This is a genomic window from Paenibacillus sp. FSL R7-0198 (genome assembly GCF_038000415.1).
GTDB lineage: Bacteria > Bacillota > Bacilli > Paenibacillales > Paenibacillaceae > Paenibacillus.
This window is the reverse complement of sequence record NZ_JBBOCB010000001.1, coordinates 5,790,222-5,804,080: the sequence shown is the minus strand read 5'-3', so window position 1 is coordinate 5,804,080 and position 13,859 is coordinate 5,790,222. Positions and strand designations below refer to the sequence as shown.

General features: G+C 46.0%; 11 protein-coding genes. 1 reads left to right on the top strand and 10 read right to left on the bottom strand.

Annotated features, from left to right (window positions below; genetic code table 11):
* Nucleotides 1-21: 21 nt before the first annotated feature.
* The 8 genes from polA to MKY87_RS25440 form a co-directional block, all read right to left on the bottom strand.
* Nucleotides 22-2,676, bottom strand: coding sequence for a DNA polymerase I (gene polA / locus MKY87_RS25475; RefSeq protein ID WP_340966714.1), 2,655 nt, complete (start codon nt 2,674-2,676; stop codon nt 22-24).
* A 233-nt stretch (nt 2,677-2,909) separates the two neighbouring features.
* Nucleotides 2,910-3,569, bottom strand: a complete 660-nt coding sequence (gene phoU, locus MKY87_RS25470) for a phosphate signaling complex protein PhoU (RefSeq protein WP_017689478.1) — start codon at nt 3,567-3,569, stop codon at nt 2,910-2,912.
* Between the two features lie 63 nt (nt 3,570-3,632).
* A complete protein-coding gene (gene pstB / locus MKY87_RS25465; RefSeq protein WP_036609821.1) occupies nt 3,633-4,388 on the bottom strand; it encodes a phosphate ABC transporter ATP-binding protein PstB in 756 nt (251 codons plus the stop codon).
* Between the two features lie 227 nt (nt 4,389-4,615).
* Complete coding sequence (locus MKY87_RS25460) at nt 4,616-5,797, bottom strand: methyl-accepting chemotaxis protein (RefSeq protein ID WP_340966713.1); 1,182 nt, start codon at nt 5,795-5,797, stop codon at nt 4,616-4,618.
* Between the two features lie 152 nt (nt 5,798-5,949).
* Nucleotides 5,950-6,678, bottom strand: coding sequence for a response regulator transcription factor (locus MKY87_RS25455; RefSeq protein WP_091032528.1), 729 nt, complete (start codon nt 6,676-6,678; stop codon nt 5,950-5,952).
* Nucleotides 6,679-6,794: 116 nt separating this feature from the next.
* Entirely contained in the window at nt 6,795-8,615 is a 1,821-nt protein-coding gene (gene pnpS / locus MKY87_RS25450) for a two-component system histidine kinase PnpS (RefSeq protein WP_340966712.1), read from the bottom strand.
* 43 nt (nt 8,616-8,658) lie between these two features.
* Nucleotides 8,659-9,006 (bottom strand): cupin domain-containing protein, encoded by a 348-nt coding sequence (locus MKY87_RS25445; RefSeq protein WP_339784845.1) that lies wholly within the window; start codon nt 9,004-9,006, stop codon nt 8,659-8,661.
* 252 nt (nt 9,007-9,258) lie between these two features.
* Nucleotides 9,259-10,131, bottom strand: coding sequence for an SDR family oxidoreductase (locus MKY87_RS25440; protein ID WP_047842322.1), 873 nt, complete (start codon nt 10,129-10,131; stop codon nt 9,259-9,261).
* Between the two features lie 390 nt (nt 10,132-10,521).
* Here MKY87_RS25440 and MKY87_RS25435 point away from each other — a divergent pair, with 390 nt between their 5' ends.
* Nucleotides 10,522-12,081, top strand: coding sequence for a histidine kinase N-terminal 7TM domain-containing diguanylate cyclase (locus MKY87_RS25435; protein WP_340966711.1), 1,560 nt, complete (start codon nt 10,522-10,524; stop codon nt 12,079-12,081).
* Between the two features lie 263 nt (nt 12,082-12,344).
* Here MKY87_RS25435 and MKY87_RS25430 read toward each other — a convergent pair whose 3' ends face one another.
* Nucleotides 12,345-12,770: a hypothetical protein gene (locus MKY87_RS25430; RefSeq protein WP_017689485.1), complete on the bottom strand. Its 426-nt coding sequence runs from the start codon at nt 12,768-12,770 to the stop codon at nt 12,345-12,347.
* 135 nt (nt 12,771-12,905) lie between these two features.
* Nucleotides 12,906-13,847, bottom strand: a complete 942-nt coding sequence (gene mdh, locus MKY87_RS25425) for a malate dehydrogenase (RefSeq protein ID WP_036609827.1) — start codon at nt 13,845-13,847, stop codon at nt 12,906-12,908.
* Nucleotides 13,848-13,859: the final 12 nt, after the last annotated feature.

Below are 13,859 nucleotides of genomic sequence, written 5' to 3'. Positions count from 1 at the left end.
AAATACCGCGCGGCGCTTGATTTATTTCGCTTCGTACCAGTTATCACCAAAGCTGACTTCTGCTTTCAGCGGAACCGACAGTTCCAATGCTTTTTCCATAACTGAAGGGACTAACTCTTTCATCAGTTCCAATTCATCCGCAGGCACTTCGAATACAAGTTCATCGTGCACCTGAAGCAACATACGGCTCTTCAACTTGCGTTCCCGCAGCGCTTCATCCATCTGTACCATGGCCAGCTTGATGATATCAGCCGCAGTTCCCTGAATCGGTGTATTCATCGCGGTACGCTCTGCGAAGGAACGCAGATTGAAGTTACTGGCGTTAATCTCTGGCAGGTAGCGGCGTCGTTCCAACAGCGTTTTGACGTAACCATCCTGGCGAGCTTCCTTCACAATGTCATCCATATATCGGCGGACACCCTGGAATACTTCAAAATACTGGTCAATAAACTGCGCGGCCTCTTTACGCGTAATATGCAGGTTCTGGGACAAACCATAATCACTTATTCCATAAACGATACCAAAGTTAACTGCCTTGGCGGAACGACGCATATCTCCATCCACATCCTCAGGCTTCACGCCAAATACATCCGAAGCGGTCTTTGTATGAATATCCATATCGTTGACAAATGCTTCCTTCAAGCGCTCATCGTCCGAAATGTGGGCCAGTACACGCAGTTCAATCTGGGAATAGTCTGCTGCCAAAATGGACCATCCAGGTTCGGAAGGAACAAATACCTTCCGGATTTTGCGACCTTCTTCCATCCGAATCGGAATGTTCTGCAAGTTCGGGAATTGACTGCTAAGTCGTCCGGTAGCGGCGATGGTCTGACGATAATACGTATGTACCTTTCCATCCCGATTGGATATCTCTTTGAGCAATCCTTCCACATAAGTGGATTGCAGCTTGGCAAGCTGACGATATTGCAGAATATGCTTGACCACATCATTATAAGGAGCCAATTTCTCCAATACTTCAGCATCTGTGGAATAACCCGTTTTTGTTTTCTTCACCACTGGCAAGCCCAGTCTATCAAATAAAATCTCACCCAGTTGCTTCGGTGAATTCAGATTAAATTCCGTTCCTGACAGCTTGTAGATCTCAGCCATCAACTTGCTGATCTGTTCTTCAAACTCACTGCCCAAAGCCTGTAGATCGGCTGTATTGGCCTTGATGCCCTGTTTCTCCATGTCCGCCAATATACGTGACAACGGCATCTCCAGTTCATGGAACAGCGAATTCATCTCATCGGTTTCCAGCACCTGCTCCTGAAGTGGAATAATGGCTGCTACTGCCGCAGCCTTTCGACATAGGAAATCGCCCAAGATCTCCACTTCCGGCACCTTGTACTTGGCCCCTTTGCCCATAACCGTGTCATCCTCCACAAGTGACGGCAGACCATACTTGGTCGTGAGTCCACTAATCGTCTGATTGGATTCCGTTGGATCAAGCAAATAAGCTGCCAGTTGTACATCAAATGACGCACCAGCGAATTCAATGCCATGCGCATGCAGGGCCAGATCTACACGATGAAGATCATACCCGCGCTTGGGCTGCTCTGAATTACCAAGCCATGCCCGCACTGGAGCCGCAGCATCGGAATGAAGCAATTCGGGAGATATGAACGTATACGTTCCAGCGGAACCTAGAGCTAGTCCAACCAATTTCGCTTGGTGCGGGTTATCCCCATGTGTCTCCACGTGGAGGACATCAATGGAATCCAGTGAACTGAACAGCTCACTGATGTTGTCCTCTGTTGCAATGGAGGATTCAACTTCGGCAGCAGGGACCGCTTCCTGTTCAGAACCGATGCTGCCACTGAACGACAGGCGTTCGAGCAAGGATTTGAATTCCAGCTTCGCCAATGCAGGGCCAGCATGTTCTTCTTTTAATCCAGCGAATTGCATATCCTCCCAGGTCTGCTCCAGCGGAACTTCCCGGTGAATCGTCGCGAGTTGTTTGCTCATCCGGGCATCTTCGGCATGGGCCTCGATCTTTTCTTTCATCTTGCCTTTCAGCTCACCTGTGCCGTTCAGCACATCCTCTACCGATCCGAACTGGTGCAGCAGCTTTAACGCTGTCTTCTCTCCAACCCCGGGAATCCCTGGAATGTTATCGGACGCATCACCCATCAGACCCTTGAGATCAATGATTTGCAGCGGCGTCAGACCATAACGCTCCTTAATCTGAGCAGGATCATACAGTTCAATATCGGTTACCCCTTTGCGCGTCAGCCCGATATGTACATGTTCGGAGGCGAGCTGCAGCATATCTTTGTCACCCGATACAACGAGCACCTGTCTGCCCGCTTCATCCGCGCGTTTGGTTAACGTTCCGATGATGTCATCCGCTTCGAATCCAGCCAGCTCAAACTGAGCGATGCCAAGTCCTTTCAGCAGTTCTTTGAGCAACGGGAATTGCTCTGACAACTCTGGTGGTGTTTTCTCCCGTCCACCCTTGTATTCCTGATACCCTTCGTGGCGGAACGTGATTTTGCCTGCATCAAATGCAACCATGACATGTGTAGGCTTATGCTCTTCAAGCAGTCTCAGCAGCATCGTGGTGAAGCCATATACCGCATTGGTATGCAGACCTTTCGAGTTGGTCAGAGGCGGCATTGCAAAAAACGCCCTGTAAATAATGCTATTTCCATCTATGAGAATAAACTTGTCCATTCCAGCACCTCGCGTATTATATGGTCAACCTCTTCAAATTACATCTACTCTCATGATACCATACCCACCTGTCACATCAAAAAGAATAGCCTCTTTCACTTCACATTTAATCGCAAAAAAGAACCTTCTCCACAGACAGCTGTACACAGCCTACCTGAGAGAAAGTCCTTTTCCATTCATATGATTGCATTACTTAATCAGTACTGATTCCCCAATTCCAAATCAATACTCTTCTATTGATTCAGATCTGGACGTTTACCTGTCACCAGGTATACCGTGCTCTCACCAATGTTGGTTGCATGATCGCCAATCCGTTCAATGTAACGTCCAACCATCATTAACAGCATAGCCTGAGAAGCCTGATTCGGGTGCTCTGTCATTAACGTGTAGAGATCACTGATCATGTGGCTATACAGTTGATCGACCTGATCGTCAGTTTGAGCCATTTTATAGGCCAGATCTGTGTTTTCTTTCAGGAAAGATTCGATGGATTCATCGATCATGGATTTCACGATTTCTGCCATTTGCGGGATATCCACCAGAGGTTTAATCAGTTTCTGTCCATCCATCCGGAGTGTCACTTTCGCCACGTCGAGCGCAAGATCTCCCATACGCTCCAGATCACTGGAGATTTTGAATGCCACGATAATTCGTCTGAGATCCTTCGCCACCGGCTGTTGTGTGATGATCAGTTTGGAGCCAAGTTCCATAATTTTGTCTTCAAGGGCATTCAGATTCGCATCATTCTTGATGATGACCTGAGCTTTCTCCGCGTTCATCGTTTGTAAACTCTCAATAGCACCATCCAATGCTGCTCCTACATGTTCACCCATTTGTTTGAGCAAGGTACGCAGCTCTTCAAGCTCCTGATCAAATTCTTTTCTGCGAATCATAGATTTCATGTCCTCCTTATCCATCATCTCCGGGTATGCCGGGATCATTCCAACTCAGCTCGCTTAACCGAACCTTCCGGAGATATAATCCTCGGTTCGGGAATCTTGCGGTGTGGAGAATAACGTCTCCGTATCAGCTGCCTCCACCACTTCACCATTCAGGAAAAACACTGTACGTCCGGATACCCGTGCCGCCTGATGCATATTGTGGGTAACCATAACGATCGTGTACTTGTGATGCAATTCCTTCACTAACTCCTCAATCTTCAAAGTAGAGATCGGGTCGAGTGCGGACGTTGCTTCATCCATCAGCAGAACGTCAGGCTGTACAGCCAGCGCCCGCGCAATACAGAGACGCTGTTGTTGTCCGCCGGACAAACTAAGTGCCGACTTTTTCAATACATCCTTCACTTCATCCCACAGGGCAGCATGGACAAGACTTTGTTCCACCAACTGGTCCAGTTCAGCCTTTTGGGTTACCCCGTGCAAGCGCGGCCCATAAGCGACGTTATCGTATATGGATTTTGGAAAAGGATTCGGTTGTTGGAACACCATGCCCACTCGTTTGCGCAGTGTCTCCACTTCAATCTCATTACTGTAAATGTCAGAGCCATTCAGCATAACCTGTCCTTCCACACGAACACCCGGAATCATGTCATTCATCCGGTTTAACGTGCGAAGCAATGTCGATTTACCACAACCTGACGGCCCGATGAACGCAGTAACGGTTTTTTCCGGCAGATCCATCGATATATTTTTAAGCGCGTGATGCGTATCATAGTATAAATTAAGATTTTCAATGTGAATGAGGTCCTTCATGGATGTTCACTTCTCCTTCGCTGCAGGGACACGGAAACTCCCTTTACGTTGAGACCGATACTGATAATCTTTCATCGCTGCTCGGCCATCTTTAATATCCTACCCTTTCATTGTAAAAACAGTATCACTTTCATGTTAACGGAATGTAAAAAAGACATCCTTAACCTTCATGATCTGCTTGGTGGATCAATCTGATTCCTGATGTCTGCCTTATTGACTACTTTATATTACTCACTATTCGAAACCATCTCATCCAGCTTCGTACGAATGTGCTCTGCCACTTCTCCAGCTTTCCCGCCTTCCATGGCGATCTCCTCTGCTATACGAGACAAATCTCTCACCGCACTGTTCAGTTGTCGGAACGTTGCTCCCCCTGCGGTGACATGTACCGAACTGTCGTCAATCTCCGCTCCGCTTGCCTTAACCAGTTCAACAGTCTGAAGGGTCAACCCACCAATATTCTCTAGCAATGAAGACATGTTCCCCGCAACCTCACGGGTCTGTTTTGCGAGCGCTCGAATCTCGCCTGCAACAATCTGAAAACCTCGTCCATATTCACCGGCATGAGCTGCTTCGATGGAAGCATTCAGGGCGAGGAGACCACTTTGATCTGCCAGGGAGCGAATGGAATGTGCCATGCCTGAACCTGTTTTGATCGAATTCAGCATGTGATCCGCATGTTGTCCTTGACTCTCCATATGCTGATGTACCCGGTTATAGGAAGCATCAACGTGTTTCAAACTCTCTTCACCCTGCTTGGACAATGCCATGATCTCACGGGCCTCATGAACGGTCTGATTCGCTGCATGTACCAGCTTGGTGACTGCATCATTGATTCTTGATATCTCCTGTCTGCTCTCGGATACCGTACGAACCCGTTCTGCTGAAGAAGCCTGTTGCAATCTGCGAGAGAGGGACATCACATCACGCATCGTCAGCACACCAAGCAGTCTGCCTTGGTCCGTAACCAGCAGACAATCGTAAAAATGCTGTTCATTCCGTCCAAGTGCGATATCAATAATCGTTGAGGCTTCCATATGAATATCTGCTATAACGGGAGATGTATTCACTACTTGTATGACTGGCTTACGGTAGAATATATCTGCGGCAAAACGGCCATTTAACATGCGATATAACGTCTCTCGCATTAACAATCCAGTAGGTTTCATCTGCTCATCACACAGTACAATACATGGGTGCTCCTGATCTTGATTCATCATCGTCGCAGCTTCTCCACAGGTCGTATGGACCCCCGCGACAGGTACCTGACGATAATAGTCTTGCAAATGGATTACTGGTTCTTCAGCAACAACCGTTACTTCACTATGCTTCATTTCGGATGTTATTAATTCTTCACTATGTAAAACAACATGAGGCTGGTCAGGTTTCACTTCGAGCAACATGGGCATAAATGCGTAATCTCCTTTACGTATTAGCTCCGTCTTGAGATAGATTATGTAGGTATAAAGTATCACCCAGATAAGTCCATGCTACTCCCTCTACGTAAAGTAAAATCCTCCTTTATGTTAAACGAACGTAAAATAAAACTCCCCGATCATTGCTAACTTGAATGATGGGGAGTTTTTCTTTTGACAACCAATTTATAACCTACACCACGAATGGAATCAATGTGAACCGATTCCGGGTCCAGCTCCAGCTTTTTACGTAATGAGCTGACGTGTACGTCCACCGTTCGTTGACCTCCAATATAATCGAAGCCCCACACAGCGTTCATCAGATCATCCCTTGTTAGTACCACACCCGGCTTTTTGGCCAAATATAGAAGTACTTCGAACTCTTTTGGACGAAGGCTGATGGATTGTCCGCCCAGTGTCACTTCATATTTCAAAGGATAGATCTCCAGCTCTCCCAGAATAATTCGTGAGCCATCTTTGTCCTCAAGCTGTGGTAAATCTTCGCCATTGGAATAACGTCTTAATACCGCATCCACTCGGGCTAATAACTCAGATACACCAAATGGTTTGGTAATATAATCATCGGCACCCGATTTCAGTCCCTGTACAACCTCGGCTTCACCGTTCTTGGCCGTCAGAATGATAACCGGTGTACTGACACCCTGTATTCTTAACTTGTTCAGAATGTCCAGACCATTCATGCCCGGAAGCATCAAATCCAGCAAAATGAGATCAAATTCCTGGGACAAGGCCCGATCATATCCTGCAGATCCATGATCCTCTGCCGTAACGTCGTAACCTTCCTGTGTCAGGTTATACGTGAGTAATCTTGATAATGTAGGTTCATCTTCAATAACTAACAAACGCTGTGCCATGATACCCCTTCTCTCTTCATAGGTTGTCTGTTGCCACAACACTTTTTCTATCATAGCACTAATTTGTTAACGCGGTGTAAAACAATACACACTTTTTACATTTTGATACTAGACGCCTACATCTCTTCGTCTTGAATGAATGGAAGGATCACACGGAACGTTGTCCCCATGCCCAGCTCACTCTCTACAGATAATTTGCCATGATGCAGTTCCACCAGATGTTTAACGATGGAAAGTCCAAGACCTGTGCCCCCTGAATTACGGGATCTGCCTTTATCAACACGATAGAACCGTTCGAAGATTCGCGGCAAATCTTTTTTCGGTATGCCAATTCCGGTATCTGACACCGCAAAGACCACTTCATCATCGTTATCCATCGTCACCTGTAACTTCACTCGTCCACCATCCGGGGTATAGTTGATACCATTGGATAACAGATTGATGAATATCTGCTTCATCTTGTCCTCATCCGCTTCAATGTACAGTTCCTCCGGAACATGCATTTCCAGACGTATTTGCTTTTTCTCCGCCACCTTGGACAAGGTGCCCAGCACCATTTCAAAGAAAGAGTGTACATGAACAGGTGAGCATTGCAGCGGCGCGCGTTTCGATTCAATTTTGGATAACTCCAGAATATCCCCGATTAATCGGTTCAGTCGATCTCCTTCATCGTAGATGATTTTCAGGAATGATCGCTCTGTCTCCTTATCCTGTACCCCGCCACTGAGCAACGTTTCGGCAAAGCCTTTGACCGCAGCAACTGGTGTCTTGAGCTCATGAGAGACATTTGCAACAAACTCACTGCGCATTGACTCCAATCGGCGAATCGCCGTCACGTCCTGCAACAGGAACAACATGCCTCGATATCCACCATCATCTTCGGACATCGGTACTCCATCAAGACGGATCAGTTTTTCCTCCGGGTTAAACACACTCACTTCTTCGTGCATCCGTTCTTTCAGTGCAACACTCTCTTCAATGGTACGAGTTAATTCGTAGTGTCTTTTCAATTCAGTATAAGGCTTACTCGTAACCTTTCCTGCCTGAATACCAAGCATACGCTCCGCTTCGCGATTGACCAGTGCAATGGATTGCCCTGCGTCGATCATGACAATTCCTCCGGTCATGTTCGCGAGGACACTCTGTAACAACGCTTCATTGTCACGAATCGTCTTCAGTTGGGACTGCAAGCTGTCTGCCATTCCGTTTATCGCAAGCCCCAGCTGTCCGATCTCATCTCTTCGCGTTACATCAACTCTCGCATCGTATTCCAGCTTGGTGATCCGATGGGCAACTTTTGTAATATGCTCAATCGGGGAGGTTAATCCGCGTGCAACCCGATAACTGACAAATGCGACAATTAAGAACAATAGCCCAAGTGCAGCAAACATAATCATCCAACCACGTTGAAGACCCTGATCAACCGCATGCAGACTCATCGAAAGGCGAATGTAGCCATCAAATTTGCCGCTAGGTATTTCAATCATGTCACTTTGATCCGAATTCACAGGTAGTGCTACATACAGCATGTCCTGTCCCAATGTCTCACTGTAACGTATGGATTGCCCGTATCCATCACCGACGGCACCCTTAATCTCCTCACGGTTCAAGTGATTATCCATCGATGCCGGATCACTCTCGGAATCTCCAATGACCATGCCGTCTTTATTGATGAAGGTTACCCGGGAATCCGTCAGACGATCCAGTTCGAGCGCCCGATCGGAATAATACTTTCGTGTGGCTTCCGAAGTTGGATCACTTGCATCATGGAATGGAAAAGTTGCTTTGAGCAAATTAATCTCGCGCACCATGGTTTGCTCCAATGCGGCTATATGCGTAGTCTTAAACACTCTGCCCATCGTATATCCAGCCACAATGACGGATACGCCGATCAGCACCATCATAATGATGGCAAGGCGAATTCGGAACGGTCTCATCTATCTCTTCCTTTATGATCAGATTAATATTTAATGAATTGCTCTACTTTGAATCCAGTTCAATTCGGTCCCCACGGGTACCCGGATTGGAGATTACGAGAAACTCCACTTCTTCGTCGCTCCGATTCATCATCTGATGCGGCATTCCGGGTGCAATCTCTATTCCTTCATGAGTTTCCAGCACAAACGTCTCTCCATTAAGTTCCATACATGCTTCACCGCTGAGGATGAAAAAAAACTGACGGCTTACCGAATGATAATGTCGTATTTCAGCCGTTCCTGCGGGCATTCGCTCATGAATAATGCTGAGTGTTTCATTTTGAACGAGATGCCAACCGTCGCACTGTGCACCCCATATATAATGTGCTGCATTCTGTTTGCTCATTTTCATATGACTTGTCCCTCCGAGTATAATTGCTCGATCTATCATATCACAGATTAGGGAGTTTCCAGTCAGACATGGCTATTAATAAATTATCATAATTGTATCAACAGAGATGCCGACTTTTGTAAACAGGTGCTAACCGCATCTTTGACATACATATTCACCTGATATAAAAAAGACGCACCGCTCAGCCATGCTGAAAGCGATACGTCTCTCTATATAATCAATCTTATCCTGAATCTAAACGTTCTTAACGTATTATCCGTTCACCACTTCGCCACCATTCACATGCATCACCTGTCCGCTCACATACGAAGAGTCATCCGAAGCAAGGTATACGTAAGCGGGAGCCAGTTCATCCGGTTGTCCTGGCCGCTTCATTGGCTGCGTTGCGCCGAACTCACTTACTTTTTTCTCATCAAATGTGGATGGAATGAGTGGTGTCCAGATCGGCCCTGGTGCAACGGCATTAACACGAATTCCCTTCTCAATCACATTCATCGATAACGAACGAGTGAACGAAGTGATTGCTCCTTTGGTAGATGAATAGTCAAGCAGGGTTGGGCTTCCGCGATAGGCTGTGATGGAGGTTGTATTAATAATCGTACTGCCCTTCTTCAGATGTGGCAGGGCTGCCTGCGTCACATAGAACATACCAAAGATATTGGTACGGAATGTACGCTCCAGTTGTTCTGGCGTAATATCCTCCAGATTCTGCTGCGGATGCTGTTCTGCTGCGTTATTCACGACAATGTCCAGTTTGCCCAGTTCATCTACTGTCTGCTGAACCGATTTCTTCGCAAAGGCATCATCACCAATGTCACCTGCAATCAAGATGCACTTGCGTCCTTCTTGTTCGACCTGACGCTTCGTTTCCTTGGCATCTTCGTGCTCACTCAGGTATACAATCGCGACATCCGCGCCTTCCTTGGCATACGTAACAGCAACAGCACGTCCAATTCCGCTGTCACCCCCTGTAATAAGCGCCACCTTACCCGTCAGTTTACCTGCTGCCTTGTATTCAGGCTTCTCAAATTCCGGTCTGGGATGCATCTCCGATTCAATACCGGGGCGTTGATCCTGATGCTGTGCTGGCATTGTTTTTTGATTTTGTTGTGTATTGGTTGACATCTAACATTCTCCTCTCAAAATGTGAACATGTTTGGATTACAGAAGACATGGACTCTAACTGCAATCTTCCTTGTCTTTCGTTCTCTGAAAAAAGTCTCATTCTGTAGGATGGCATGAACAGTTCAGATTATTCTTCTGCGATGAACAGCAACTTAAGCCTCAGCGCGCCGTCTCTAATCGTTATTTACCACTCTCTTTGGATATCAAACAATCGATTTGCTTCAATGCCTGGTTTGCCAAAATTCGAAATTTATTCGAAATTAGACTGTTTCATGATACAAAGTGTATTCCTATGCTGCTTGGGCTGATGTACAATGTACAGTATACTGATGTGCTTTAACTCTCATTTTTATTGGTTTAATCATTCTAACCTAACATGGAGACCTGACAATGGAATCGCATATTAATACATATATAACACTCGTAGCTACTTCAGCCGTGCTGAATGTCTTTTTGTGTTTATATACCTATTTCAGAAGATCCGAGATCCCCAGTTCCAAAATATTCATTCTCTACACAGCTGCACTCTCCATATACACTTTTGGTTATGCGATTGAGCTGGCCAGCAACACGCTGGAACAGATGAAGTTTTGGACCACCGTGGAGTATATAGGCATGCCCTTCTCCGCATCTCTTGGCCTCATGTTGATGATAAAGTACACAGGAAAAACGTTATCCAAAAAGGTAACTGCCTCTTTGTTTGTAATCCCTTCCATTACACTAGGTATGGTTGCAACCAATGACTTTCATCATCTATTTTATAAAAAAGTATGGCTGAGAGAAGATAGTCCCGTTCCTCTGATGGATATCGCAGTGGGTCAATGGTATGTTGTACACGGTGCATTCACCTTCTCCTGTCTGTTATGTGCCTGCCTCATTCTGATTGGACAATGGAGACACACCAAGAAGATGTATCGTCGTCAATTACTTACTCTCATTACTTCACAGATTATTCCTATGGTCGCAGCTTTTCTGTATTTGCTTGGTTTGACTCCCGGCGGGATGGACCCCGTACCCGTACTCATGTGTATCACATCTGCCATGTATATCTGGGCGATTCTATCCTCACGTCTACTGACCATCGTCCCCATCGCCAAAGACAGTATTTTTGAGAGCATGCGTGAAGGTGTTATTGTACTGGATAGTTTCAATCGACTGGTCGATTACAACAGATCTCTGCGTGACATGTTGCCAGAGCTTAATACAACCATGATTGGCCAACCCTTGGATGATATCTGGCTTAATCTTGCTGGAAAGACGTTTCCCGTTGAATACGGAAGAGAAGGATTGCAAACCGATCTGTACTGGCAGTTAAATGGAGAGACCGTCTGTTATCAGGTCAGGACATCTTACGTGTATAATAAGGATGCACAGACTGTGGGCAGTCTAATTATGTTAATCGATATAACGGAACAACGCTTCTTGCAAGAACAGCTGAAACAACTGGCTTATTTCGATGGTCTGACCAAAATCTATAATCGCACTCAATTTTTGCATAGAGGACGGGAGATTTTGAGTGAAGCTCAGCTTAAAACGCAACCTGTATCATTTATTTTATTTGATATTGATCACTTTAAACGCATCAACGATACCTACGGGCATGATGTTGGCGATCAGGCCATCATTCATGTGGTCTCTGTTTGTAATCGATATTTAAGCCCTGAGATGTTGTTTGCTCGTTATGGAGGAGAAGAGTTTGTCATCGCTCTTCCGAATACCTCGCTTCAAGAAGCAGAGAAACTTGCCGAACAACTTAGAGTTGCCTTGTTGAATGACCCCCTGGATGTTAAGGGAGTACCTATTACGCTGACCTCAAGCTTTGGTATCGCCCAGTACAATGGAGGGTCGGATTCGCTGGAGTCCTTGTTACGCGACGCTGATACTGCCTTGTACGATTCCAAGCGCAATGGTCGAAATGCAGTGCGTGCATTTAGTGTGAGTACAACCTAATCAGTGTAGACCGTGTCTGATGGAATATGCATGATGATATGTATGGTAGTGATCCCTATACTTCCAGTTCAAATAACCCGAGGACTGTTGATTTCATCTCGGCAATAACAAAAATAGACAGCCAATGAGGCTGTCTATTTTTCATTTGTTTCAACGAAACACCATCTTACATATCATCCGGCTTGTCCTAATTCCGTCTGCAAACGCTTAACCAACGACTAACAATACATCTTCGTAAGGTGGATTAACCGTCCACAACGCACTTAGATCACCTGATTATTTACCATGAGGTACACCATGATTAGCAAGAATACAGCCAGAAGTGTACTGAACATACGGATCTTGCTTTGCTCAGGACCCACATCACGTTTGTTCTTCACACCTTCTGCAGCGAGTCGCAGCGGTTTACCCATAATTCCTCCAATAGCCGCAATAGCCAAGAGCAGAACAACAACGACAGCCATCCAGACATGAGAATACTCGCCTTTGGTCATCAGGTAACCACCAGTAAGAAGTTGGATTACAAGTCCATACTGCGCAACTTTGTTCAAAGAACGAAGCGATGCAAAGGCTCCCTCTTGTGCTGCAGCATTCAAGGTACGGATTTTACCGACCACGAATGGCAGAATCAAATAGAATCCCATCGCCAGTGCTCCAACAATATGGAGCAGATACATAATCATTGTCAAAATTTTCATCCTCCTCAACATTTTCGGTGTGCTATACATCACATCCCATTATACTGGGGAACTTATCCAAAGAAAAGAAAACCTCCGGGTTTACCGGAGGTTTTCTTTTAGCTTCTGTTCAAAAAGTTTTCAAACTTACAGGTTTACTACCGAAATGACGTTGCGAACCGAATCAGCAGATTTGTCCAATCCTGCTTTTTCTTCCGCAGTCAGGTCAAGTTCGAATATTTTCTCAATGCCGTTACCACCCAGAATGGTTGGTACACCGAGGAACAGATCATTATAGCCATATTCACCTTCAAGATAAGCGATCACTGGAATGATACGTTTCTTGTCCTTCAAAATCGCTTCGGTCATCTGAACAAGTGAAGCCGCCGGTGCGTAATATGCACTGCCGTTACCAAGCAGATTCACAATCTCACCACCGCCAACACGTGTACGCTGAACGATGGATTCGATCCGGTCAGCCGGAATCAGCGTATCGATCGGAATGCCTCCCACGCTCGAATAACGAACGAGGGGCACCATATCGTCTCCGTGACCACCAAGAACGAATCCACGAACATCTTCAACAGATACGTTCAACTCTTGCGCAATGAAGGTACAATAACGTGCTGTATCCAGAACACCTGACTGACCGATAACACGGTTTTTAGGAAAACCAAGGGTCTGATAAGCTGCATAAGTCATCGCATCAACCGGGTTGCTTAGAATAATGACGATGGAATCAGGGCAATATTTTTTCACATTTTCACAAACGGACTTCACGATACCCGCATTCGTATTGACCAGATCGTCGCGGCTCATACCCGGTTTACGGGCGATACCAGCGGTGATGATTACAATCTCAGAACCTGCAGTATCTTCGTAGTTGGAAGTACCGACGATATGACTGTCAAATCCTTGTACAGGACTTGCTTCCATCATATCGAGTGCTTTCCCCTTCGTCGGGTTCTCCAGTTGAGGAATATCAACCAGCACAACATCCCCGAGTTCTTTTTGGGCAAGCATTAATGCGGTCGTAGCACCGGTAAAACCAGCGCCGACTACTGTGATTTTTTTGCGCTGAATAGTCAAGATTCACATCTC

Excerpts from the sequence above, each read along its gene's own strand:
- polA (WP_340966714.1), bottom strand. The coding sequence starts at position 2,676 with ATGGACAAGTTTATTCTCATAGATGGAAATAGCATTATTTACAGGGCG.
- phoU (WP_017689478.1), bottom strand. The coding sequence starts at position 3,569 with ATGATTCGCAGAAAAGAATTTGATCAGGAGCTTGAAGAGCTGCGTACC.
- pstB (WP_036609821.1), bottom strand. The coding sequence starts at position 4,388 with ATGAAGGACCTCATTCACATTGAAAATCTTAATTTATACTATGATACG.
- MKY87_RS25460 (WP_340966713.1), bottom strand. The coding sequence starts at position 5,797 with ATGCCCATGTTGCTCGAAGTGAAACCTGACCAGCCTCATGTTGTTTTA.
- MKY87_RS25455 (WP_091032528.1), bottom strand. The coding sequence starts at position 6,678 with ATGGCACAGCGTTTGTTAGTTATTGAAGATGAACCTACATTATCAAGA.
- pnpS (WP_340966712.1), bottom strand. The coding sequence starts at position 8,615 with ATGAGACCGTTCCGAATTCGCCTTGCCATCATTATGATGGTGCTGATC.
- MKY87_RS25445 (WP_339784845.1), bottom strand. The coding sequence starts at position 9,006 with ATGAAAATGAGCAAACAGAATGCAGCACATTATATATGGGGTGCACAG.
- MKY87_RS25440 (WP_047842322.1), bottom strand. The coding sequence starts at position 10,131 with ATGTCAACCAATACACAACAAAATCAAAAAACAATGCCAGCACAGCAT.
- MKY87_RS25435 (WP_340966711.1), top strand. The coding sequence starts at position 10,522 with ATGGAATCGCATATTAATACATATATAACACTCGTAGCTACTTCAGCC.